The sequence below is a fragment of the Pseudomonas sp. Leaf58 genome (assembly GCF_003627215.1).
Taxonomy (GTDB): domain Bacteria; phylum Pseudomonadota; class Gammaproteobacteria; order Pseudomonadales; family Pseudomonadaceae; genus Aquipseudomonas.
Genome location: NZ_CP032677.1, coordinates 750,874 through 774,265, shown reverse-complemented (window position 1 = coordinate 774,265; position 23,392 = coordinate 750,874). Strand labels below are relative to the sequence as shown.

Sequence of the window (23,392 nt, the reverse complement as noted above, 5' to 3'; positions counted from 1 at the left end):
CTGCTAGGGCCGCGAATTCAGCCCACTCCACGTTGTAGCCAGGCACAAAAATGGGGCCGCTAAGGGCCCCATTTTTGTGCAACAGAAAACCGGCTTACTGGGCCAGCTTCTTGTGCCGTACACGGTGCGGTTGGGCAGCAGCATCGCCCAGGCGCTTCTTGCGGTCAGCTTCGTACTCGGTGTAGTTGCCCTCGAAGAACACCACGTTCGAGTCGTCTTCGTACGCCAGAATGTGGGTGGCTACACGGTCCAGGAACCAACGGTCGTGGGAAATCACGATCGCGGCGCCGGGGAAGTCCAGCAGGGCTTCTTCCAGCGAACGCAGGGTTTCGACGTCAAGGTCGTTGGACGGTTCGTCGAGCAGCAGGACGTTACCGCCCTCCTTCAGGGTCAGGGCCAGGTGCAGGCGGCCACGCTCACCACCGGACAGGTCCTTGACGAACTTCTGCTGGTCGCCACCTTTGAAGTTGAAGCGGCCAACGTAGGTACGCGATGGGATCTCGTAGCTGCCGATGCGGATCATGTCGGAACCGTCGGAAATCTGCTGGAACACGGTCTTGGCACCGTCCAGGTCCTCACGGCTCTGGTCCACGCAGGCCAGCTGCACGGTTTCACCGATCTCGATGCTGCCCGAGTCTGGTTGTTCCTTGCCCATCAGCATGCGGAACAGGGTCGACTTACCGGCGCCGTTACCACCGATCACACCGACGATGGCGCCTTTAGGCATGGCGAACGACAGATTGTCGATCAACACGCGGTCGCCGTAACCCTTGGTGACGTTCTTGAACTCGATGACCTTGTCACCCAGGCGTGGACCGGCCGGGATGTAGATCTCGTTGGTTTCGCTGCGCTTCTGGAATTCCTGCGACTGCATTTCTTCAAAGCGCTGCAGACGGGCCTTGGACTTGGACTGGCGGGCCTTGGCGCCTTTGCGCACCCATTCCAGTTCCTCTTTCATGGCCTTTTCGTGGGCGCTCTGCTGCTTGGATTCCTGCGCCAGGCGGTCCGACTTGGCTTCCAACCAGCCCGAGTAGTTGCCTTCGTACGGGATGCCGGCGCCGCGGTCCAGTTCCAGGATCCAGCCAGCGACGTTGTCGAGGAAGTAACGGTCGTGGGTAATCGCGACCACGGTGCCTGGGAAGTCGTGCAGGAAGCGCTCCAGCCAGGCGACCGAATCGGCGTCCAGGTGGTTGGTCGGTTCGTCCAGCAGCAGCATGTCGGGGGCCGACAGCAGCAGGCGGCACAGGGCCACGCGGCGCTTTTCACCACCGGACAGGTGCTCGATGCGTGCATCCCAGGCTGGCAGGCGCAGGGCGTCGGCGGCGACGTCCAGCTGGCGCTCCAGGTTGTGGCCATCGGCGGCCTGCAGAATGGCTTCGAGCTTGGCCTGTTCGGCGGCCAGCTTGTCGAAGTCGGCATCCGGTTCGGCGTAGGCCGCGTAAACCTCGTCCAGGCGTGCCTGGGCGTCCTTGATCACACTGACCGCTTCCTCGACCACTTCGCGCACCGACTTGTTAGGGTCCAGTTGCGGTTCCTGTGGCAGGTAGCCAACGTTGATGTCGGGCATCGGACGGGCTTCGCCGTCGAATTCCTTGTCGACGCCCGCCATGATCCGCAGCAGGGTCGATTTACCGGCGCCGTTCAGGCCGAGCACGCCAATCTTGGCGCCTGGGAAGAACGACAGGGAAATATTCTTGAGAATTTCCCGCTTCGGCGGCACGACTTTGCTCAGCCGATGCATGGTGTAGACGTATTGAGCCAAAACCAAGCCCTCTAATTCAGATAGGTAAAGACATCGACGATCGCCCCGGCATGTTGGCCAGGGGGATGTATTTACGGGGTGTCATTGAACAAAGTCGACCATTCTACGCCAACGCGCGGCGTTGCATAGGAGGGGCGGATGGTGGGGTGGGATCGGTGTGATCTCCAGGCGGACCCTATTAGCTGTACCGGCCTCTTCGCGGGCAAGCCCGCTCCAAGGTTCGCCACAGGGCCTGAGCGATCAGGGGGCACTTGTGGGAGCGGGCTTGCCCGCGAAAGGGCCGGCATAGCAGCCGAGATGGCTCAGACGTGACGCTGCTTGGCCCTGCCCCGCGGCAACCGGCAACGGTCGCCCTGCTCGGCCAGGCGCGTGGCCCAGGCGGACTTCACGCTGAAGCCACTGCTGGGGGCAGGCTGCTGCTTGGCAACCTTGGCCGCCTTGGCAGTCTTGCGCAGTTCAGCCAGCGATGGGGCTTTACTCTTGGCGGTGGCGGCCGCCTCGGGTTTGCTCAGCGAACGCTGGCAAGTCTTGCAGGATACGTCCTCGGTCACGGCAGTGCTGACAAGGGTCTGACTGCTGCGCCCGCAGGCGGAATCGAGGCCATTGGTGGAAAAGTGAGTAACCAAAACCGAACATCTCCGATGCGTTGTCATTTGAAGCGGGTGCTATTCTCGCACAGCTTGCAGGGGCTTGCCGCACCACCGGGCAGCCGCCATCGGTCACATTGGCTGGCACTTTGCCATAATCCTAGGCATGCTAGCCCGTTTCGCATGCTCGGCCTTATAGTGCGCAACCGCGGTCTGGCAACCAGACACCGGCACACACCGTGCATGCTCCATCCCTGCCATCGCCAGCCCAATCGCAGGATCAACGCTTGACCAATCTCACTCATCCGTCGTCATTGCGTTCCGCACCACAGGCCCCCGCCGCTTCACTGCACGGGACGATCAAAGGTGCGCTGGCGCTGCTGGCCTTGATCCTGCTGGGCCTGCTGCTGTGGCAGCTGTTCGCCCAGTTCAACCATACCCAGGCCGACCTGCGCAAACAGCGCTTGGACGCTACCGCCGAACTGGCCGACCACCTGAGCCTGAACATGGCGTTCAAGGCCCAGCAGGCCGTGAACGTGGTGCAACCCTACGCCAAGGCGCCGGCGCCCGCGGCCCTGCCCAGCCTGCTGCGCACCCTGCGCGGGCGCCTGCCCGCCCTGCAGAGCATGGCCTGGCTGGGCAGCGCCGGGCAGGTGCTGGCCGACAGCCTGGCCGGCAGCCCCGACCGCCAGTTGCTTGACGAGTTGCTCACGCTGAACCAGGGCCGCGCCTACTTCTTCAGCAACTCGGCCGACAACCGCACCCTCTACCTGTTGCTGCGCCAAGCCACCGAACAGGGCGGCGGCTACTGGCTGCTGCGCCTGTCGCCGGACTACTACAACGCCCTCACCAGCCCCCTGGACACTGCCGCCCGCCCACTGTGGTTGCTGGAAAACAGCCGCAGTGGCGAGGTGCTGCAGCGCCATACGCCGACCGATACCAGCAACGAGCCACTGCAAAGCGTGATGCTGGCCTTCATCGACAACAGCACCTGGCAACTGCGCGGCTTGTTCGATGCCAAGCTGACCCGGCAGAACCTGCTGCCGGCGCTGCTCGGCAAATGCCTGCTGGTGCTGCTATGCGCCCTGCTGCCAGTGCTGGCCCTGATCAACATGCGTCGCCGCCAACGGGCGCTGCAAGAAGACCGGCGGCGCTACCAGGAAATTTTCGAAGGCACCGGCGTGGCCTTGTGTGTGCTCGACCTGTCCAGCCTGCCTGGCCATCTTGACCGCTACCACCTGCGCAACCGCGCCGCACTGAAGCACAGCCTGGCGCTAGACCCGAGCCTGCGCCGCTCATTGCTGCTGGAGCTGAAGATCACCGAGATCAACCAAGTGGCACGCCAGTTGTTGAATATCGAATGCCACCAAGGTGCCTGGCAGCGCCTGATCGACGGCAGTGGCGATGGCCGCGACAGCGTCGGCATGCAGCTGATCGACGCACTGATCGAACAACGCCCGCTGCTAGAGCTGGAGGTACGCCTGCCGGCGCCGCTGGGTGGCGACCTGCACCTGTGGCTGATGGCCCGCATGCCGCAACAGCGCCGTGATTACCAGGCGGTAATTCTTAGCATCAGCGACATCACCAGCCGCAAGCAGGTGGAGCTGTCGCTGCTGGAGCGCGAAAGCTTTTGGTCGGATGTGGTGCGCACCGTGCCTGACCAGTTGTACGTGCAGGACGTGGCCAGCCAGCGGATGATCTTCAGCAACCGTCATCTGGGCCAGACCCTGGGCTACGACCGTACCGAGCTGGCGCAGATGGGCGACCGCTTCTGGGAGCTGCTGCTGCACCCTGAGGATGCCGCGCACTATCAGGCCCTGCGCCAGCAGCAGCGCGACAGTGGCCATGACCAGCCGCTGCACTGCCAACTGCGCTTCCGCCACCGTGATTGCGGCTGGCGCTGCTACGACATCCGCGAACAGGTGCTGACCCGGGACGACGATGGCCTGGTGACGCGCATCATTGGCGTGGGCAAGGACGTGACGGTGCAGATCGAAGCCAGCCAGTCGCTGCGCGACAGTGAGCAGCGCTACCGCATGCTCGCTGAAAGCATCAGCGACGTGATCTTCTCCACCGACAGCCTGCTCAAACTCAACTACGTCAGCCCCTCGGTGCAGAGCGTGCTGGGCTACCAGGCGGACTGGATCTTCGCCAACGGCTGGCAGTCGATCATCGCCAACCCAGCCCAGCTCACCGGCATCTACAGCCTGATGGAGCGCGTCAGCAAGGCGATGGGCGACCCAGCCCAACTGGCCCAGCTGCGCAACCAGCTGCCGACCCAGCTGTTCCTGTTCGACTGCCTGCGCGCCGATGGCCGCAAGATCCCCATCGAACTGCGCCTGGTACTGGTGTGGGACGATGAAGAGCGCTTTGAAGGTGTGCTGGGGGTGGGCCGCGACATCAGCCAGCAACGCCGTGCCGAGAAAGACCTGCGCATGGCCGCGACGGTATTCGAGCACTCCACTTCGGCGATTCTCATCACCGACCCGGCCGGCTATATCGTCCAGGCCAACGAAGCGTTCAGCCGCGTCAGTGGTTACGCGGTCAGCGAGGTGCTGGACCAGTTACCAGGCATGCTGACCGTCGACGAGCAGCAAGAAGGCCACCTGCGCTACGTGGTCAAGCAGCTGCACCAGCGCGGCAGCTGGGAGGGTGAGGTATGGCTGAGGCGCCGTGACGGCGACCACTACCCGGCCTGGGTCGGCATTACCGCAGTGCTAGACGACGAAGGCGACCTGGCCAGCTACGTGTGCTTCTTCACCGATATTAGTGAGCGCAAGGCCAGCGAACAGCGCATCCACCGCTTGGCCTACTACGACGCCCTCACCCACCTGCCCAACCGCACCTTGTTCCAGGACCGCCTGTACAACGCCCTGCAACAAGCCGAGCGGCAAAAGGCCTGGGTGGTGCTGATGTTCCTCGACCTCGACCGCTTCAAGCCGATCAACGATTCGCTCGGCCATGCCGCTGGCGACCGCATGCTCAAGGACATGGCTCAGCGCCTACTCGCCTGCGTCGATAACGACGACACCGTGGCGCGCATGGGCGGCGACGAATTCACCTTGCTGCTGCAACCGCGCCCTACCCGCGAAATGGCCCTCAACCGTGCCATCCACGTGGCCGAAAACATCCTCGGCAGCCTGGTGCGACCGTTCGTGCTGGAAAACCGCGAGTTCTTCGTCACCGCCAGTATCGGCATCGCCCTCAGCCCGCAGGATGGCAGCGAGCTGAGCCAACTGATGAAAAACGCCGACACCGCCATGTACCACGCCAAGGAGCGCGGCAAGAACAACTTCCAGTTCTACCAGGCCGAAATGAACGCCAGTGCCCTGGAACGCCTGGAGCTGGAAAGTGACCTACGCCACGCGCTGGAGCAGAACGAGTTCATCCTCTACTACCAGCCGCAATTCAGCGGCGACGGCAAGCGCCTGACGGGGGCCGAAGCCTTGCTACGTTGGCGCCACCCCACCCGCGGCCTGGTGCCGCCGGGCGACTTCATCCCGGTGATAGAAGAACTGGGCCTGGTGGTGGACGTGGGTGACTGGGTGCTGCGCGAGGCCAGCCGCCAGCTCAAAGCCTGGCACAAGGCCAAGGTGCGCGTGCCGAAGGTGTCGGTGAATATCTCGGCTCGGCAGTTTTCCGACGGCCAACTGGGCACGCGCATCGCCACCATTCTGGAAGAAATCGGCCTGCCACCGGCGTGCCTGGAGCTGGAGCTGACCGAGAGCATCCTGATGCGCGAAGTGAACGAGGCCCTGCAGATTCTCGCCAGCCTGAAAAACCTCGGCCTGAGCATCGCGGTGGACGACTTTGGCACCGGTTACTCATCGCTCAACTACCTCAAGCAGTTCCCTATCGACGTGCTGAAAATCGACCGTACCTTCGTCGACGGCCTGCCTGAAGGCGAGCAGGATGCGCAAATTGCCCGGGCGATCATCGCCATGGCCCACAGCCTCAACCTGGCGGTGATCGCCGAAGGGGTAGAGACCCATGAGCAGCTGGAATTCCTGCGCGAACATGGTTGCGACGAGGTGCAGGGCTACCTGTTCGGGCGACCGATGCCGGCGCATCAGTTCGAGGCGCAGTTCGCCAACGAGACGTTGTTCATGTTCAATTGATGCGTTGCCGGCGATGGGGCGCAACGCCCCCGCAAAAACGGACTTTCAAGTCAACTCAGACCCCCGCCCAGCCCAGACGTGGCGCGGGATACAACATGAAGCCCATTGGTCCGCGACTTGATGCCACTTCATATGCCAGGCGCGAAGCAATCGGTTAGAATGCCCGCCTAACTCACCCCCGATCCTTGAGGACCGCCATGTTCAGCCGTGATTTGACCATTGCCAAGTACGACGCCGAGCTCTTCGAAGCCATGCAGCAAGAAGCTCTGCGCCAGGAAGAGCATATCGAGCTGATCGCTTCGGAAAACTACACCAGCCCGGCAGTCATGGAAGCCCAGGGCTCGGTGCTGACCAACAAGTACGCCGAAGGTTACCCAGGCAAGCGCTACTACGGTGGTTGCGAGTACGTCGACGTCGTCGAGCAACTGGCCATCGACCGTGCCAAAGAGCTGTTCGGCGCCGACTACGCCAACGTCCAGCCGCACGCTGGCTCCCAGGCCAACGCTGCCGTCTACCTGGCCCTGCTGTCGGCCGGTGACACCATCCTGGGCATGAGCCTGGCACACGGTGGCCACCTGACCCACGGTGCTTCCGTCAGCTCCTCGGGCAAGCTGTACAATGCCATTCAGTACGGCATCGATGGCAACGGCCTGATCGACTACGACGAAGTCGAGCGCCTGGCTGTCGAGCACAAGCCAAAGATGATCGTTGCCGGCTTCTCGGCTTACTCGCAGGTTCTGGACTTCGCCCGCTTCCGCGCCATCGCTGACAAGGTCGGTGCCTACCTGTTCGTCGACATGGCCCACGTTGCCGGCCTGGTTGCCGCTGGCGTGTACCCGAACCCGGTTCCGTTCGCCGACGTGGTGACCACCACTACCCACAAGACCCTGCGCGGCCCGCGTGGCGGCCTGATCCTGGCCCGTGCCAACGCCGACATCGAGAAGAAGCTGAACTCCGCTGTCTTCCCCGGCGCACAAGGCGGCCCACTGGAGCACGTCATCGCCGCCAAGGCCATCTGCTTCAAGGAAGCCCTGCAGCCTGAGTTCAAGGCTTACCAGCAGCAGGTCGTGAAAAACGCCCAGGCCATGGCCAGCGTGTTCATCGAGCGTGGTTTCGACGTGGTTTCCGGTGGTACCCAAAACCACCTGTTCCTGCTGTCGCTGATCAAGCAGGAAATCTCCGGTAAGGACGCTGACGCTGCCCTGGGCAAAGCCTTCATCACCGTCAACAAGAACTCGGTACCGAACGACCCACGCTCCCCGTTCGTTACCTCGGGCCTGCGTTTCGGCACCCCAGCCGTGACCACCCGTGGCTTCAAGGAAGCTGAGTGCAAGGAACTGGCCGGCTGGATCTGCGACATCCTGGCTGACCTGAACAACGAAGCGGTGATCGACGCCGTGCGTGAGAAGGTCAAGGCCATCTGCAAGAAGCTGCCGGTTTACGGCAACTGATAGGCGTTTTGCCTGAAGTGAATAAGCCCGGCCTAGCGCCGGGCTTTTTCGTTTTCGGGCGGTGAACCAAGTTCGCAGGCTGGCCCGCTCCCACAGGTTATGATTGCGTTCCGCCCTTAAAGCACAGGCCGTACCTTGACCAGAGAGCAACTCGAAACCCAGCAAGTTCCCATCTACTTGGCCGCCGTGCTCGCCGCCGTCGCTTTCGGCCTGCTAGCCAGCGACACTGCACGCCACCTGGAAGCCCTGGTCACCCCCGCCATCGCCGTGCTGATGTATGCGATGTTCTTGCAAATCCCCTTCCTCGACCTGCGCCAGGGCCTGGGCAAGCGCCGCTTCATGGCCGCCCTGCTGCTCGCCAACTTCGTGTTCGTACCGCTGCTGGTTTGGGCCATCACCCGCGGGCTGGTCGAACACCCGGCAATCCTCGTCGGTGCGTTGCTGGTGTTGCTTACGCCGTGCATCGACTACGTGGTGGTGTTCACCCACATCGGCAAAGGCGACGCCCGCCTGACCCTGGCCGCTACGCCCATACTTTTGCTGGCGCAACTGGCGCTGCTGCCGCTGTATCTGGGGCTAATGCTGGGCGACAACGTGCCCCTCGCCACTGCCCCGTTCGTGGAAGCCTTCGTGCTACTGATCGTGGTGCCAATGGCCCTGGCCGTATTCACCAGCGCTGGCGCCCGTCGCTCATCGGCAATCGCGGCCTGGAACAGCGCCTGGGCATGGCTGCCGGTACCGGCGATGGCATGGGTACTGGTAGTGGTGATCGCCTCACAGATCGCCGTGGTGCTGCGCGACTTCGACCGTTTGCTGCCGGTGATTCCGGTGTACATCGGCTTCATGCTGCTGGCACCGGTGCTAGGCGTACTCACAGCGCGCCTGCTGCGCCTACCGGCCACCGCAGCACGCTCGGTGACCTTCAGCGCTGCCACGCGCAACTCGCTGGTGGTGCTGCCGCTGGCGCTGGCATTGCCGCAAGAGCTGCGCGGCTTGGCAGCCGCCGCAGTGATTACCCAAACATTGCTGGAGCTGCTGAGCGAGCTCGTTTACGTACGGGTTGTGCCACGGCTGGTGCGCTGAGCCGTTGCCGGTCAAGGGCACTCAGCGCACACGGCAAACACCTGCACCTCGACCAGGTAACCTTCACCCAGGTCGGCGCCCACGCAAGCCCGTACCGGTTTTGCACAGCCCTGCAACCAAGCGTCATACACCTCGTTGACCCGGTCGAAGTCACGGTAGTCGGCGATCCACATCTGCACCCGGGTCAACTGGTCCTTGGTCACCTTGGCCTCGGCCATCAGCCCATCGATCGTATTCAGTGCCTGGCGCAACTGCCCCTGCACATCCTGTTGCAGGTCGTCGGCGACCACGCCGGCCGTTTCGAACAGGCCCCTGTAGCTGACCGCCAGCGACATCCGCTGGCCTACGCCATAACGTTTGATCATACGTTTCCCTCTCACCCCATCTGGTTAAGGCACACGACTTTGGGCTGGGTCATGTCCTCATAAGCAAACCGCACTCCCTCGCGCCCAAGGCTCCCATACTTGGAGCCACCGAATGGCATGGCATCGAAGCGGTAGTCGGACGAGTCATTGATCATCACGCCGCCGGCCTCGATGCGCTTGGCCAGGCTCAACGCCAAGGACAGGTCACGGGTGAACACACCCGCATGCAAGCTGTACTCCGGGGCATTGGCCAGGGCTACCGCTTGCTCGATATCCTCGAAAGGCGCCAGCATCACCACCGGGGCGAATACCTCTTCGCGCCACAACCGGCTGGTGTGGTCCACGCCTTCCAGCACCGTCGCGGCATAGCTGGCCCCTTGGCGCTTGTGGCCGCAAAGCAGGCGGGCACCGCCTTGAAGGGCTTGGTTGACCCGCTCCTCGATGTGCCGTGCAGCGGCTTCACTGATCATTGGCCCCATGTCGGTTTCACGCAGGCCAGGATCGCCGAGCACCATGGCCTGGGTCAAGGCGACGAAACGCTGGCGAAACGCCTCGTAGATCGAAGCGTCCACCAGGATGCGCTGGGTGCCGATGCAGTTCTGCCCGGCAGCCCAGAACGCGCCGGATACACACGACTCGACAGTGGCTTCAAGGTCGCAGTCCTTGAGCACCAGCACCGGGGCGTTGCCGCCCAGGTCCATGGCGAGTTTCTTCAGGCCAGCCCCATGGGCAATCTGCTCGCCCGTGGCGAAGCCGCCCGTGAAGGAAATCATCCGCACTTCACGCACGCCCACCAGGGCCTTGCCCAGTTCAGCGCCGCCGGTGGCAACGCTGACGACGGCCTCCGGCAGCCCTGCCTCGACCAGGTACTGCACCAGCTTCAAGGCAGAAAGCGGGGCCAGTTCCGAGGGCTTCAGAATGACCGCATTGCCGCCGGCAATGGCCGGCCCCAACTTGTGCGCGACCAGGTTGAGCGGGTCGTTGTACGGCGTGATGGCCAGGATCAGCCCCAGCGGCTCGCGGGTGAACCAGCCCTGGCGCGATTCGGAGCCTTCATAGGCATCGAACGGCACCACTTCGCCAGCGTTGCGCCGCGCTTCCTCGGCCGACAGCTTCAGCGTGTTGATGCAGCGTTTTACCTCCTTTTCGGCCTGGCGCAGGGTCTTGCCTGCTTCATCGACAATCAGGCCGGCAAAATCGGCAGCATCACGTTCAATGAGGCGAGCGGCCTGTTCAAGAATGCTGGCGCGACGATGCCGGGGCAGCGCGGCGCTTTCGCGCACGCCCTGGCGGGCACGGGCCAGCAAGCCTGGCACCGCGTCAGCGGCAAGATTGGCGACACTGCCGACCAGGCTGCCGTCAAAGGGGCTGTACACATCGATCAAGGCGGGCTGCTGGAAGGCTACTCGGGACACGGAAGTCAGGCTCATGAACGTTGCTCCTCAGGCCGAACGGCCAGCGGTGTGGATGGCGACGATATCCGACAGCAGGGCAAAGGCCGTTTCGATACGCCCTGCACCCGGACCGGACACGGTCACAGCGCCGAGCAACTCGGTGTTGAACGCAAGTGCATTGGTGGCACCGGAAATACCTGCCAGGGGGTGATTGCCAGGCAGCAAGCGCGCTTCAACGCTGGCCCGCACCGAACCATCGGTTTCACGGCTGGCGCTGCCGATCAGTTTCCAACGCTGGCCCGCCGCCTGCGCTTGCTGGATAGCCGCGCTGTCGAGGCTGCTGATGCCGCTGCAGGTGACATCGCTGACCTGCAAACAAGCGCCGAGCAGTTCGTTGGCCAGAATCACCACTTTCAGGCGCACGTCATAGCCCTCCACATCGGCGCTCGGGTCGGCCTCGGCATAGCCCAGCGCTTGTGCCTGGGCCACCGCATCGGCAAAGCCAAGCCCCTCTTCCATGCGCGTCAGCACATAGTTCGAGGTGCCGTTGAGGATGCCCTCGAAGCCCACCAGGCCGGCGCCGGCCAAGGTCTGGCGCGCCATGCGCAACACTGGCGTACCGCTCATCACCGCGCCTTCGTACTCGAACGACACGCCATTGGCCTTGGCCAAGGCCTTCAGCGCCGGGGCATGCAGGGCAATCGGCCCCTTGTTGGTGGTGACTACATGCTTGCCCGCTTCCAGTGCCCAGCGGCAGAAGGTGGCTGCTGGCTCACCGTCCTTGGGGTTGGTGAAGGTGGCCTCGGCGATGATGTCGGCGCCAGACTGCTTGATCACCGCCTCGTTGAATGCTTCTGCCGAGCCCTGCGGGATCTGCGCCAAGGCGCCCTTCTGAGCGGGCAGTGCCGCCAGCATGGCCGCATCCAGGCCATCGCGGTCGATCACCGAGCCCAGGAACAGGTCGGTGACACCCACGATCTTCAGGCCAAAGCCCAGCTCTTGCTGCCAGCGCGCATTGCGTTCGGCGATCAGTTGGGCCAGGGCCCGGTTGACGCCGCCAAAGCCAACGAGTGCGATTTTGTATTCGGTCATGGTGTGCTGTCCTTTCCAGACGATGGGTCGATGGGGACAAGCGTAAGAGCCGGGCAATGCCAGTTGAATATGGCAAACCGCTGTATTTACTGGCCAATCTGACCAGTGCCCGACGCACGCCTGAGCGCGCCCGGAAATGCACAACGCCGCCAGGGCGAGAGCCCGGGCGGCGTTGTTGTAGCGCTGGTTATCCAGGGTAACGGCGCGGCTCAGATCACCGTGGCCAACACGAACGATGTCACGGTGTTCTCGACACCCGGCATGGCGGCAATTTCCTTCCACACATGGTGCACCCGCTCTGGGCTGGAGGCCTCGACGCGCAGCAGCAGGTCGAATTCGCCGCTGAGCACTTCACACTGGATCACCTCGGGGATCTGGCGCAGCGCATCGAGCACCGTTTCGCCGCGCATGCGGTCGTAGCGGTAAACGAAGATCACCGCGTTGATCAACGACGTCGGCCGGCGCCCCTCGCCGATGCGCAGGGTGTAGCCCTGGATGGCACCGTCACGCTCCAGGCGCTCGATGCGCTGGCGTACCGCATTGCGCGACAGGTTTACCTTCAGCCCCAGCTCGGCATGGGCAATGCGGGCATTGGCGGTGAGTTCGGCGAGAATCCGCTCGTCCAGGGGGTCGAGGATGCGCTTCATCGGCCTGCCTGCAACCGGGCCAACAACTCATGAACCCCCGCCAGGTCCTCGGGCGCCAGCAGCGGCCCGCCGCCTGCGGCGCCCGCCACGCTGGCCGGCAGCTCACCGTGCCAGGCGCCCAGCTCGGCCAGCAGCGCGGCGGACTTTTCGGGGGCGAACTGCCCCAGCGTGACGATCGGCGCGCCGATGTTGCGCCGGTGCAGGCGCCCGGCGAACGCCCCGGTGGCCGCGTGTGGGTCTACCGCGCTGCCGGTTTCGTGGAACAGCGTGACGATTTCGTCGCGGATCAGCGCATCGTCCACGGCATAGGAGTCGAACAGCATGCGCGCATGCAGCCATTGGCGGTTGCCGATGCTCAATTCGCCACACGCCTCGAAGTGCTCCATCAGCGCCCGGGTCGCCCCGCCATCGCGGTCGTACAGTTCCCAGACGAAACGCTCTATGTTGGAGAACAGCGAAAAATCCATCACCGGCGACAAGGTTTGGCTGGTGGAGCCCCGGCTGTAGCGATTGCCGTGGATGAACCGGTGCAAGGCATCGTTGCGGTTGGTGGAGACGATGATCTGGTTGATCGGCAGGCCCATTTTCTGGGCAATGAAGCCTGCGTATATTTCGGCAAAACTGGCCGTGGGGATGCTGAAGCCCACCGGCCGAGTCCCCCCACCCAGCTGCAGCGCCGCATGGAAATAGAACACGATCTGCGCCAGCACGCCGACCCAGTTGGTTGAGTTGAAACTTACCGGAATCAGCCCGGGGCTTGGCCATGCCCGCAGCAGCGCCGAGACCAGCGACTGGCAGTCATCGAAGCTGCCGTCCACGGCCACGCAACTTACGCTTTCGCCACTGGCATTGCGCATCACCGCGGCGCGGTCGGCCGGCGTCCCGGCGCTGGGGTACAGCGCCAGCAAGCGCGCCGTAGGGCAGTGCTGCATGGCTTCAATAGCGGCCACTGCCGTATCGCCGTTGCTGGCACCGACCAGCATCACCCGCTCGCAATCGCCCCCCAAAAAATGGCGGATCAGCCGCGCCTGCAACTGCGCGGCAAAATCCTTGGAGGACCGGGTAGGCCCGTGAAACAGCTGCAGGATCCATTCGTTATGGCCAATCTGCTGCAACGGCGCGATGCCCCGGTGCCGAAAGCCACGGTAGCTGTCGCTGACCAGCGCCCTGAGGGTCGGCTCATCGAGGGTATCGCCAACAAACGGGGCCATCACCCGCCAGGCCAGTTCGTCGAACGGCAACCACGACCAGCTGGCAATTTCTTGCTGGCTGAACGTCGGCACCGCCGTCGGCACGTAAAGCCCGCCATCGTCGGCCAGCCCGGAAAGCAGCGCCGTGCGGAAATCAACCCGTGTCTCGTTGCCTCGCGTGGATGTGTACTGCATCGGTGCTCCAGGTAATTACTTTGATAAACGGTGCGCCATGGCCACTAGCCAATGGCTGAAGGCCTGCGCATCGGCAGACAACGCTTCGCCCAGGCCGCGCACCAGGAAAAACGACTCACTGGCCTCGATGCGCTGGGCAAAGGGCGCAACCAGCCGCCCTTCCTGCAACAAGTCCTCGATCAGCGACGAGCGCGCCAGCGCCACCCCCAACCCCAACTCGGCCATGCGCAAGGTCGCCACCAGGGTGTCGAACTGCAGGCCGCTGGAAGAATCGACCTGCTCGGCGCCCACCCGCTCCAGCCAGTAGCCCCAGCCCTCCTCGTAACCCAGCACATGCAACAGCGGCACACGCGCCAGGTCACGCGGCTCGCGCAGTGGGTAGTCGGCGATCAGCGCGGGCGAGCAAACCGGCACCAGCAGGTCGCGGGTTAGCCGCTGCGCCTCCACACCGGGCCATTGGCCGCTGCCCCAGCGGATTTCCAAGTCATCTTCGGCATCCAGCTCCTTGACCCACAGGTTGCTGATGTAGCGGATATCCACCTGTGGGTGCGCACGCCGAAAGTCAGCCAGCCGCGGCGCCAGCCAGAAGTGCAAAAACGACAGGCTGCCGCGCACCTTCAACGGCCGGCGCTGGCGCTGCCCGAAGATTTCGTTGGTGCCTACGGCCAGGCGGCTGATCGCGTCCTGCACCACCGGCAGGTACGACTGCCCCTCCTCGGTCAGCCCCAGCCCACGGGGCAAGCGCTTGAACAGCGCCACCCCCAGTTGGCTTTCCAGGTGACGAATCTGCTGGCTCACCGCCCCCTGGGTAAGGTGCAGTTCCTCTGCTGCGTGGGTGAAGTTCAGGTAACGCGCCGACACTTCGAAGGCTCTGAGCCAATTCAACGGGGGCAGGGTTTTCTGGGTCATCGGCGGTTTCTCATGGCAACGTTCCGGTGGCCTAGTATCACCCTGCTCAGGCAGCCTCGGAACCTGGCGCCACGACATCCAGCGGCAGCGGGCGAGCTTCGCGGTATTTGCGGGTTAGCCAGAACGCCAGGTAGCACCAGGCGATGAAGGGCAAACCGAAATACAGGGCCACGCGCTGGGCCGGGTCGAAGGCGATACCCACGCAGGCCAGCACACAGCAGACAATCGCGGCCAGCGGCACGAACGGGTAGCCGCGCACGCGGAACTTAAGGTCTTCGAGCTTGCCGCCATTGGCGAGGTAGTGGCGACGGAAGGCCATTTGGCTAATCGCGATGCTGATCCACACCACCACCACCGCCAGCCCGGAAATGGACACCAGCGCGAGGTAAATGGTGTCGGGGGCAAACACGCCGCTCAGCAGCGAAGCCATGCCGCCGGCCATGCTCAGGACGATGGCGTTGAACGGTGTGCCACGGCGGGACAATGCGGCATAGCGGCGTGGCATGTTGCCTTGGTCACTGAGGGTCCAGAGCATGCGGGCGGCAGCGTAAAGGCCGGAGTTGGCGGCGGACAACAGCGCGGTGATGATGACGAAGTTCATGATGTCCGCCGCGTAGGGGATACCAATCATTGCAAAGACCATCACGAACGGGCTCTCCACCACACCGGCTTGCTCACGCGGCAGCAATGTGGCGAGGACGAAGATGGTGCCGACGAAGAACAATGCCAGGCGCAACACGGTGGTACGGATGGCCTTGGGCACGTTCTTTTCCGGGTCGCGGGTTTCGCCGGCGGCAATGCCGATCAGCTCGGTACCCGAGAAGGCGAAGGCCACCGCCAACAGGGTCATGGCAATTGACCAAAAGCCAGTGGGGAACAGCCCTTCGCGCGTGAAGTTGCCCAACCCGACACTGTGCGCCTGGCTAATTTCGAACACACCCAGGATCGCCCCGCCGCCAATCACCAGGAAGGCAACCACCGCCAGCACCTTGATCAGCGACAACCAGAATTCGGTTTCGGCAAACGAGCGCACCGAAATGATATTGCTGAAGAACACCACCGCGCCGAACAGCGCACTCCATAACCACACCGGCGTTTCGGGGAACCAGCGCACCATCAGAATGCCGGCGGCGGTGAACTCGGAGCCGATGGCCACGGTCCAGGTCAGCCAGTACATCCAGGCCACCATGTAGCCTGTGCCCGGCCCGATGTAGCGGGTGGCGTAACTACTGAACGAGCCGACTTCCGGCATGTGTACGGCCAGTTCGCCCAGGCACATCATCACCAGGTAGACCATGATCGCGCCCAGGATATAGGCGATGACCGCGCCCAACGGCCCGGCCTGGTTGACGGTGTAGCCCGAGGTCAGGAACAGGCCAGTACCGATGACACCGCCCAGCGCCAGCATGACGATATGGCGGGTTTGCATATCCTGCTTGAAGCTATGCGTAGCTGCATTTCTGGTTGTCGTTGTCTGCAGGGACATTGTGGTTTACTCATGAAAGTTGGCGGGCAAGGGCGTTGCAACGACCTCGTCTTGGCAGAGCGAAGCAAATTGCCTTGCATATTGTTTTTGTTCGACTTCATGAAGTGGCACCCACCGCAAGAGGTGGGTGCTACGCGCCTACTTCAGGCCTGTACTTCGCCCAGGCCCGCGTACGCGTCACCGTGCAATTCCTTTGCTGCGGCCAACTCCTGGCGCACCGATGCACAGGCCTGTGCCAGGTCTGCCAGCAGGTCCTCGGTGTCTTCGATGCCCACCGAAATACGCACCAGCCCTTCGGAAATACCCAGGGCCAGGCGTTCTTCGAGGGTGTTCTCCACATGGCTGGTGGTACGCGCCGGGCCATAGATGGTCTCTACCGCGCCCAGGTTGCCGGCCCGATGGGCGTACTTCAGGCGCGGCAGCAGGCGCGCCACGGTGGGCATGCCGCCCTTGAGCACGAAGCTGACAATGGCGCCGAAACCGCGCATTTGCGCCTTGGCGATGGCATGGCCCGCATGCTGTGGCAAACCGGGGTAGTTCACCGCTTCAACCAGCGGCTCGGTCACCAAGTACTCGGCCAACGCCATGGCACTGGCTTGTTGCTGGCGCAGGCGCACGGCCAAGGTCTTGATGCCGCGAATGATCAGGAAGGCGGAGAATGGGTCCAGCGCCGCGCCGTTGATTTCCCGGTAATGGCGTACCTGGGCCATCAACGCCTCTGCACCGCAAGCCACCCCACCCAGCACGTCACCGTGCCCGGACAGGAACTTGGTGGCGCTGTGCACCACCACATCCACGCCCAGGGCCAGTGGGTTCTGGTTCAGCGGCGTGGCGAAAGTATTGTCGGCCACCACCAGCGCCCCCACCTTGTGCGCCGCAGCGCTCAGACGGCGAATGTCCAGCACCTTCAGCGTGGGGTTGGTGGGGGTTTCGAGGTACAGCAGGTCACAACCGGCGGCGATCTCGCGCTCCAGAGCCTCGGTGTCGAGGGTGTCGCACAGGCACACTTGCACGCCCATGCGTGGCAGGAATTCTTCAAAAATCTTGTTGGTGCCGCCATAGCTGTCGCGGGTCGACACCACGCGCTTGCCGCTGGACAGGAAGGTATGCAGCACCGCGCTGATGGCGGCCATGCCGCTGCTGAACGCGACTGACGATTCGGCTTGCTCCAGCTCGGACAGTTTGGCTTCCAGCGTGGCGACGGTGGGGTTGCTCATGCGGCTGTAGATGAAGCCCGGCTGTTTGCCCAGGGCCACGTCGTACCAGGTGTCGATGTCGTTGTAGCCGTAGGCGGCGCTGACCACGATCGGGGTTTGCGTAGCGTTGTACGGGTGCTGCACCTGCTCCCCGCTCCACACCACTCGCGTACCGACACCGGCCGCTGCAATACCCTCGTTTTTTTCGTTGTTGTTCATATCCGGTTCCCGCACGGCTGAGTTGTGTACGCCGATTGAGCATCGGCTTTCAGCGGACTATAGGGGCATGGCGGGGGACTGAAAAACGATGGAATACGGGTCTGAGTGGCGTTTTTTTTAATGGCTGGGGGCCAGCCGCTTGCGTAAGCCGCCCAGCCCCCGGGTGGCGTCAGGCCAAATTACGTTTCAGCTCGGCGATGTGCTCTGGGCCGATGCCACAGCAGCCGCCAACCATGCTGGCGCCGCGCTGGCGCCAGTCTTTGGCCCATGCCAGGTAGCCCGGCGGGTCGAGGTCGGCGCGCAGCTCATCCAGGCCATCGTTGGCGGTGGCTTCCTTCGGCTGCGGCGGGAAGGCATTGGCATAGACACCAATGGCGATGTCGGCGTTGTGCTGGGCAATCACGGCCTGCGCCACATCCACCGCCGCGCCAATGACCTCGGGCTGGCTGCAGTTGAACAGCACCGCTGCCACACCCAAGCCAACCGCGGCTTCAATGGCCTCGGCTACCGGCTCGCCAGAACGCAGGCGCGGCACTTCGTCGACCTCTTCGTCCTGCAAGGTGAACGACACCCAGAACGGTTTGCCATCTGCCGGCAAATGGGCGTGGATGGCACGCACCTCGGCAACCGCGCTTTGGGTTTCTGCCAGCCACAAGTCGACATGGGGCGCCAGGCCCTGCAGCAGCGGCAACAGCACCTCGGCTACGCGCTCAGGCTGGAACAGGTCTGGGCGGTAGGAGCCGAACAACGGCGGCAGCGAGCCCGCGACCTTGACCGGCTGCGCAGCGGTATCTGCCGCGTGACGCGCCAGCTGGCCGGCGATATTGGCCAGTTGTCGCCCTTCCTGGGCAAAGCGCTCCTCGCCAATGTGGAAAGGCACCACCGCATAGCTGTTGCTGGTAATAACCTGGGCACCGGCAGCGATGTACGCCGCGTGCACGCCCACCACCGCCTCCGGCGCCTCGCTCAGCGCCAGCGCCGACCACTCGGGCTGACGAAACGGCGCCCCACTGCGTTGCAGCTCACGGCCCATGCCACCGTCGAGAATTACCATCGCTCGCTGTTTCATATAACTACTCTGAAGGTACTTATGAATAAAATTCATTATGTTGGCGACACTTATAACTATTAAATACGGTTTCTAACAATTGGCCAAATTTTCAGGTATGTATATGCGATTTTCTAGTGTGCTCGGTGCGGGCCTCGTGCTGCTCGCAACTGCTTCCCAAGCCTTTGCTGGCGCCACGCTGGAGCGGGTTGAATCGCGCAAGGAACTGGTCAACGTGTTGATGGAAAGCTACCCGCCGTTTTCCTTCCTCAACGACCAGAACCAACTGGACGGTTACGACGTCGATGTCGCCAAGGCCGTGGCAGAGCGGCTGGGCGTCAAGCTGCGCCTGGAAACCCCGTCGTGGGACGTGATCGCCGCAGGCCGCTGGAGCGGCCGTTACGACATCTGCATTTGCTCGATGACCCCGAGCAAGGCTCGCGCCGAAGTGTTCGACTTCCCGGTGGAGTACTACGCATCGCCTGCGGTGCTGGTGGTCAACGCCAAGGATGACCGCATCCATGGCGCAAAAGACCTGGAAGGCCGCAAGGTGGGCTCGATCAGCGCATCGAGCTACGAAAGCTACCTGAACAAGAACCTGGTGATTGAAGGCAAGGAAGAGCAGAAGATCGAATACCCGTTCGAGTTCGTTCAGGTTGCCCCTTACGACACCGAAAACGTCGCCTTCCAGGACTTGGGCCTGGGCACCGGCGTGCGCCTGGACGCGATCATCACCAACCTGGTGACCGCACAGCCGCGCCTGGCCCAGGACAAGCGCTTTAAGCTGGCCGGCGCCCCGCTGTATGAAGAGCCGAACGCAGTGGCCATCGAAAAAGGCGACCCCGAGTGGGATGCCAAGGTGCGCCAGGTGTTTGCCGAATTGAAGGCTGACGGCACCCTGGCCAAGCTGTCGCAAAAATGGATTGGCGCCGATATCAGCAAATGAGCACCTTCCCCCCGTCCCCCAAGCCCGCGGCCAAAACCGCGGGCGCCGGCTTGTTCGGCTTTCGTACCCGGTTGCTGCTGACCTGGCTGGCGCTGTTTGGCCTGTTCGTTGCGTTTTTCCTCAGCTTCGACCTGAAGTTTTCCATCATCCTGGAGAAGTTCCCCAACCTCGCCGGCTTCAAGCTGGGGCCTAACGGCTTCCTGCAAGGTGCCGCGCTCACCCTGTTCCTGTGCCTGTGCTCGATGGTGGTGTCGGTGCTGTTCGGCTTTGCCGCCGCGTTGGCGCGCTTGTCGAACAGCGCGGTGCTGGTGGGCGTCGCCAGTTTTTACACCTCGTTCTTCCGTGGTACACCGCTGCTGATCCAGATTCTGCTGATTTACCTGGGGCTACCGCAGCTGGGCCTGGTACCGGGCGCCATCAGCGCCGGCATCATCGCCCTGTCGCTTAACTACGGTGCCTACCTGAGCGAAATCTTCCGCGCCGGCATCCTCGGCGTCGCACGCGGGCAGCGTGAAGCGGCACTGGCGCTGGGCATGCGCACGCCGCAGATCTTCTGGCACATCATCCTGCCCCAGGCCATGCGGGTGATCATTCCGCCCACAGCCAACCAGTTCATCTCGATGCTGAAAGATTCATCGCTGATATCGGTGATGGGGGTGTGGGAAGTGATGTTTCTGGCGCAGTCGTACGGGCGATCGAGCTATCGGTACCTGGAGATGCTGACCACGGCGGCGGTGATTTACTGGGTATTGTCGATTTTGCTGGAGCTGGTGCAGGCGCGGCTGGAACGGCATTTTGGCAAGGCTTATCAGCGCTAGCGGCTACGCGCAATGATGACCAGGATACTGGGGCCGGCGCTGCCGTCGGCCCCAGGTGGCCCACACTTACAAAGCTTTCATTTCAGCTATATCCCGCGCCACCTGATCGGCAGACTGGTCGAACATCGCCTGCTCCTGCGCATCCAGCGGCAACTCGATCACCCGCGCCAGCCCCTCTTCTGCCAGTACGCAAGGCACGCCCATGGCAATATCCTTGCGCCCGTACTCGCCTTGCAGAATCGCCACCGCCGGCAGAATGCGATTTCGCCCATTGGCGATCGCATCCACCATCTGCGCAATGGCCACGCCTGGCGCATCGCAGGCGCTGCCCAGCTTCTTCAAGCCTAGAATCTCGCCGCCGCCCTTGCGCGTGCGCTCCACGATCTGCTCGATTTGCGCGTTGGACAAGAAGTGCGACAACGGCACCGAGCCGATCTGGCAGTAGCGCATCAGCGGCACCATGCTGTCGCCATGCCCGCCCAGCACCAGCGCCGTGATATCGCGGGCAGAAAACCCGGTTTGCTCGGCAATGAAGCACTTCATGCGCGCGGTATCCAGCACCCCCGCCTGGCCGAACACCTTGTTGCGTCCCTGCCCGCTGAGGCTCCAGGCGCGGTAGGTGAGCACATCGACCGGGTTCGAGACCACCAACACCGTCGCGGTGGGTGCATGGCGTTTGATGTCTGCCATGATGCCGTCGATGATTGGCAGGTTGGTGCTGAGTACATCCTGGCGCGACTGGCCGGGCTTGCGCGGCACGCCTGCGGTAATGACCACGAGCTCGGAACCCTGCAGCATGTCGGCCTTGCCGCCGCCGTGAACGCGGGTATCGGAGCCCGACTCCACTGCGGCTTGCCACACATCCAGCGCCTTGCCCTGGGCCAGTTCGCCTTGTACATCCATCAACACCAGCTCACGGCACAACTCTTCCCGGGCGATGACCTGCGCCGCCGCCTCGCCGACGATGCCGGCACCTACGATTGATAGTTTGTTCACCTGACACCTCCTAGCGGCGCGCGCCACCAGGAACACGCCTGCAGTACAGAGAAGTATCGCCTGCTGAGGCTAAAAGGCTACCCAAAGGTGGATGCCCGCCCCGTGCTGCCTCGCGAGCAGCAGTCATCTGATAACGAACTGGCGCCCCACCGGCACCGTAGCGACACTACAAGGAGTTGAATTTGATGATTAATATTTCTAGCGACCCGCGCTTTTTCCTCTGCAACTATTGAGGTATCCACCTGATGATAGGAATACCCATTTTAACGCTGAGTGTTAGTTGATCGTTTAAGTAGAAACCGCAATTAACCAGCCAGTACGCAAATCCCCCCAAGCCCGACGACCGCCGGTCTGCCGGCGCCTCCGAGGCTTTTGACATATTTAGTTACCCAACTTTACTTGTCCAAACGCCCACGAGCACTGCCGCCTATTCGCTATAAGCGTCTGAATTTAATGACGTAAACAGCGAGTTGCCTGCATGCGCCTGCGCGTCCGTAGCCACCTACTAGAAAAGGATACGAATATGCATGCCCCTCGCGTGAATAAATATTCCGTGGTCCGTACTTTATTACTGTTGTTTTGTTCGGTGTTGACACTTAGCGGGGTACTTGCCTTACCCAAGGTGTACGCCGACATCCTCTATATCGGTGATGCCGCCGACAAAACCATCAAACGCTTCGACGCCAGCTCGGGGGCTTTCCTGGATGGCGACCTTGACCCTTCCAATAACCCGGACGCCTTCGTACGCGCCAAAAGCGGCGGGCTGGCCGGGCCCCGCGGCATGTTCGTAGACGGCCAACAGCTGATAGTCGCCAACGAAAATGTCGACAACAAAGGGCCTGGGGCAGTGTTGCGCTACAACCTCAATACCGGCGCCTTTATCGCTGCCTGGGTGCCTGCCACGGACAACAACGCGCCCTTCACGCCTTTTGGCATCGTCCGTGAGTCCTTCCCCGAAGAGGTTCTTTACGTCGGCAGCAGTACCTCCAGTAACGGTAACTCGCCTGGCAAACTGCTGACTTACAACGCGACTGGTGCATTCTTGGCCGCCTTCAGGAGTGCGTCGTCACACGGTGAATTCCACCCTAGGGGCCTAGTGTTCGGCCCTGACGGTGTGCTTTACGTTGCCGTGCAAAACTTTAGAAGTGATGGCCTGGGCGGGCAAATCATGCGCTTTGCCGCTGATGGCAAGTTCCTGGGTGCTTTCATATCCGACAAAGGCGGCGTCGGCCAGCTTAACAGGCCAGAAGGCCTGGTTTTCGGCCCGGACGGTCGGTTGTATGTCACCAGTTTCAGGGCTGATGCCAATGACCGAGACTCGATCCGCATCTATGACCAGGCCGGCAAGTTCGTCGACAAGATCAACCTCTCCGAACTTGGCAAAGACCGCGCGTTTGCCCAAGCCCTGCTATTTGGGCCAGACAAGAAACTGTTCGTGCCCATTACCAATACCGGTGAAGTGCGTCGCTACGATGTGGTAACCAAACAATATCTGATGCTGGTCCCACCGGCCAAGAGCGGCGGCCAACTGCGCGAGCCGTGGTACCTGACTTTTGGTTCTACCGATGCAAAAACCTTGAGTTACCAAGAGGTGGTTGTCGGTGGGCCTAACTTGGTGCGGTGTTTCTGCGGGGACGGGTCGACTGTGGACCAGTGTGCAACGCTGGATTGCTTCTCCAGTGCCGAACAAGATGCGATTTGCGCCCCTGCCTGTGAAAACCGCGGCGGTGAGTTAGGAACAGCCTGTTTCGGGGGTGATCCGCAATGTGCAACCCAGTCCCAGGCGCCGGCTACGGGTGCAGCTGCGCTCGGGAAAAGGCAACCTCCAGGCCAGCTTGGACGTTGAGTTGGCATAAGTAACTGGTGCAGCCTGCGCGACTGCCGGTCATT

18 protein-coding genes are annotated in these 23,392 nt (G+C 62.7%); 6 read left to right on the top strand and 12 right to left on the bottom strand.

Annotation, left to right across the window (positions count from 1 at the left end; genetic code table 11):
* Window positions 1–94: 94 nt before the first annotated feature.
* Entirely contained in the window at window positions 95–1,762 is a 1,668-nt protein-coding gene (gene ettA / locus DV532_RS03580; RefSeq protein WP_056795382.1) for an energy-dependent translational throttle protein EttA, read from the bottom strand.
* Between the two features lie 302 nt (window positions 1,763–2,064).
* Window positions 2,065–2,388, bottom strand: coding sequence for a hypothetical protein (locus DV532_RS03575; protein WP_056795380.1), 324 nt, complete (start codon window positions 2,386–2,388; stop codon window positions 2,065–2,067).
* Window positions 2,389–2,636: 248 nt separating this feature from the next.
* On the opposite strand from DV532_RS03575, the gene DV532_RS03570 reads away from it, so the two are divergent.
* The 3 genes from DV532_RS03570 (at window position 2,637) to DV532_RS03560 (ending at window position 9,001) form a co-directional block, all read left to right on the top strand.
* Window positions 2,637–6,467, top strand: a complete 3,831-nt coding sequence (locus DV532_RS03570; RefSeq protein ID WP_056795377.1) for a bifunctional diguanylate cyclase/phosphodiesterase — start codon at window positions 2,637–2,639, stop codon at window positions 6,465–6,467.
* A 197-nt stretch (window positions 6,468–6,664) separates the two neighbouring features.
* On the top strand, window positions 6,665–7,918 hold the full coding sequence (gene glyA, locus DV532_RS03565) for a serine hydroxymethyltransferase (RefSeq protein ID WP_003247505.1): 1,254 nt from the start codon (window positions 6,665–6,667) through the stop codon (window positions 7,916–7,918).
* Between the two features lie 135 nt (window positions 7,919–8,053).
* Window positions 8,054–9,001, top strand: a complete 948-nt coding sequence (locus DV532_RS03560) for an arsenic resistance protein (protein WP_056795375.1) — start codon at window positions 8,054–8,056, stop codon at window positions 8,999–9,001.
* 11 nt (window positions 9,002–9,012) lie between these two features.
* Here DV532_RS03560 and DV532_RS03555 read toward each other — a convergent pair whose 3' ends face one another.
* The 9 genes from DV532_RS03555 to DV532_RS03515 form a co-directional block, all read right to left on the bottom strand.
* Complete coding sequence (locus tag DV532_RS03555) at window positions 9,013–9,336, bottom strand: RidA family protein (RefSeq protein WP_056796696.1); 324 nt, start codon at window positions 9,334–9,336, stop codon at window positions 9,013–9,015.
* A 41-nt stretch (window positions 9,337–9,377) separates the two neighbouring features.
* Window positions 9,378–10,796: an aldehyde dehydrogenase family protein gene (locus tag DV532_RS03550; RefSeq protein ID WP_056795372.1), complete on the bottom strand. Its 1,419-nt coding sequence runs from the start codon at window positions 10,794–10,796 to the stop codon at window positions 9,378–9,380.
* Window positions 10,797–10,808: 12 nt separating this feature from the next.
* Window positions 10,809–11,852 carry a homoserine dehydrogenase gene (locus DV532_RS03545; protein ID WP_056795360.1) on the bottom strand — a complete coding sequence of 348 codons (1,044 nt, stop codon included), beginning with the start codon at window positions 11,850–11,852 and terminating at the stop codon, window positions 10,809–10,811.
* Between the two features lie 209 nt (window positions 11,853–12,061).
* Entirely contained in the window at window positions 12,062–12,499 is a 438-nt protein-coding gene (locus DV532_RS03540) for an Lrp/AsnC family transcriptional regulator (RefSeq protein ID WP_056795358.1), read from the bottom strand.
* On the bottom strand, window positions 12,496–13,884 hold the full coding sequence (locus DV532_RS03535; RefSeq protein WP_056795356.1) for a threonine synthase: 1,389 nt from the start codon (window positions 13,882–13,884) through the stop codon (window positions 12,496–12,498). The genes DV532_RS03540 and DV532_RS03535 overlap by 4 nt, the downstream gene beginning before the upstream one ends.
* Window positions 13,885–13,899: 15 nt before the next feature.
* Window positions 13,900–14,793, bottom strand: a complete 894-nt coding sequence (locus DV532_RS03530; protein ID WP_056795353.1) for a LysR substrate-binding domain-containing protein — start codon at window positions 14,791–14,793, stop codon at window positions 13,900–13,902.
* Between the two features lie 46 nt (window positions 14,794–14,839).
* The gene (locus DV532_RS03525; RefSeq protein ID WP_056795349.1) at window positions 14,840–16,279 is read right to left on the bottom strand and encodes an amino acid permease; all 1,440 of its coding nucleotides are present in this window, start codon (window positions 16,277–16,279) and stop codon (window positions 14,840–14,842) included.
* 143 nt (window positions 16,280–16,422) lie between these two features.
* Window positions 16,423–17,694, bottom strand: a complete 1,272-nt coding sequence (locus tag DV532_RS03520) for a cystathionine gamma-synthase family protein (protein WP_056795347.1) — start codon at window positions 17,692–17,694, stop codon at window positions 16,423–16,425.
* A gap of 169 nt (window positions 17,695–17,863) precedes the next feature.
* Window positions 17,864–18,748: a homocysteine S-methyltransferase family protein gene (locus tag DV532_RS03515; protein ID WP_177339522.1), complete on the bottom strand. Its 885-nt coding sequence runs from the start codon at window positions 18,746–18,748 to the stop codon at window positions 17,864–17,866.
* A gap of 118 nt (window positions 18,749–18,866) precedes the next feature.
* Between DV532_RS03515 and DV532_RS03510 the strand changes: the two genes are divergently transcribed.
* Together DV532_RS03510 and DV532_RS03505 are read left to right on the top strand one after the other, a co-directional pair.
* A complete protein-coding gene (locus DV532_RS03510; protein WP_056795342.1) occupies window positions 18,867–19,688 on the top strand; it encodes an ABC transporter substrate-binding protein in 822 nt (273 codons plus the stop codon).
* The gene (locus DV532_RS03505) at window positions 19,685–20,506 is read left to right on the top strand and encodes an amino acid ABC transporter permease (protein ID WP_056795339.1); all 822 of its coding nucleotides are present in this window, start codon (window positions 19,685–19,687) and stop codon (window positions 20,504–20,506) included. Before DV532_RS03510 ends, DV532_RS03505 begins: the two co-directional genes overlap by 4 nt.
* A gap of 66 nt (window positions 20,507–20,572) precedes the next feature.
* On the opposite strand, the gene DV532_RS03500 is transcribed toward DV532_RS03505, so the two are convergent.
* The gene (locus DV532_RS03500; RefSeq protein WP_056795335.1) at window positions 20,573–21,502 is read right to left on the bottom strand and encodes a malate dehydrogenase; all 930 of its coding nucleotides are present in this window, start codon (window positions 21,500–21,502) and stop codon (window positions 20,573–20,575) included.
* 478 nt (window positions 21,503–21,980) lie between these two features.
* Between DV532_RS03500 and DV532_RS03495 the strand changes: the two genes are divergently transcribed.
* The gene (locus DV532_RS03495; protein ID WP_218571359.1) at window positions 21,981–23,348 is read left to right on the top strand and encodes a hypothetical protein; all 1,368 of its coding nucleotides are present in this window, start codon (window positions 21,981–21,983) and stop codon (window positions 23,346–23,348) included.
* The last annotated feature ends 44 nt before the right edge of the window (window positions 23,349–23,392 follow it).

Excerpts from the sequence above, each read along its gene's own strand:
- DV532_RS03525 (WP_056795349.1), bottom strand. The coding sequence starts at position 16,279 with ATGTCCCTGCAGACAACGACAACCAGAAATGCAGCTACGCATAGCTTC.
- DV532_RS03505 (WP_056795339.1), top strand. The coding sequence starts at position 19,685 with ATGAGCACCTTCCCCCCGTCCCCCAAGCCCGCGGCCAAAACCGCGGGC.
- DV532_RS03520 (WP_056795347.1), bottom strand. The coding sequence starts at position 17,694 with ATGAACAACAACGAAAAAAACGAGGGTATTGCAGCGGCCGGTGTCGGT.
- DV532_RS03550 (WP_056795372.1), bottom strand. The coding sequence starts at position 10,796 with ATGAGCCTGACTTCCGTGTCCCGAGTAGCCTTCCAGCAGCCCGCCTTG.
- DV532_RS03540 (WP_056795358.1), bottom strand. The coding sequence starts at position 12,499 with ATGAAGCGCATCCTCGACCCCCTGGACGAGCGGATTCTCGCCGAACTC.
- DV532_RS03530 (WP_056795353.1), bottom strand. The coding sequence starts at position 14,793 with ATGACCCAGAAAACCCTGCCCCCGTTGAATTGGCTCAGAGCCTTCGAA.
- DV532_RS03555 (WP_056796696.1), bottom strand. The coding sequence starts at position 9,336 with ATGTCGCTGGCGGTCAGCTACAGGGGCCTGTTCGAAACGGCCGGCGTG.
- glyA (WP_003247505.1), top strand. The coding sequence starts at position 6,665 with ATGTTCAGCCGTGATTTGACCATTGCCAAGTACGACGCCGAGCTCTTC.
- DV532_RS03515 (WP_177339522.1), bottom strand. The coding sequence starts at position 18,748 with ATGGTAATTCTCGACGGTGGCATGGGCCGTGAGCTGCAACGCAGTGGG.
- DV532_RS03495 (WP_218571359.1), top strand. The coding sequence starts at position 21,981 with ATGCGCCTGCGCGTCCGTAGCCACCTACTAGAAAAGGATACGAATATG.
- DV532_RS03545 (WP_056795360.1), bottom strand. The coding sequence starts at position 11,852 with ATGACCGAATACAAAATCGCACTCGTTGGCTTTGGCGGCGTCAACCGG.
- DV532_RS03535 (WP_056795356.1), bottom strand. The coding sequence starts at position 13,884 with ATGCAGTACACATCCACGCGAGGCAACGAGACACGGGTTGATTTCCGC.
- DV532_RS03510 (WP_056795342.1), top strand. The coding sequence starts at position 18,867 with ATGCGATTTTCTAGTGTGCTCGGTGCGGGCCTCGTGCTGCTCGCAACT.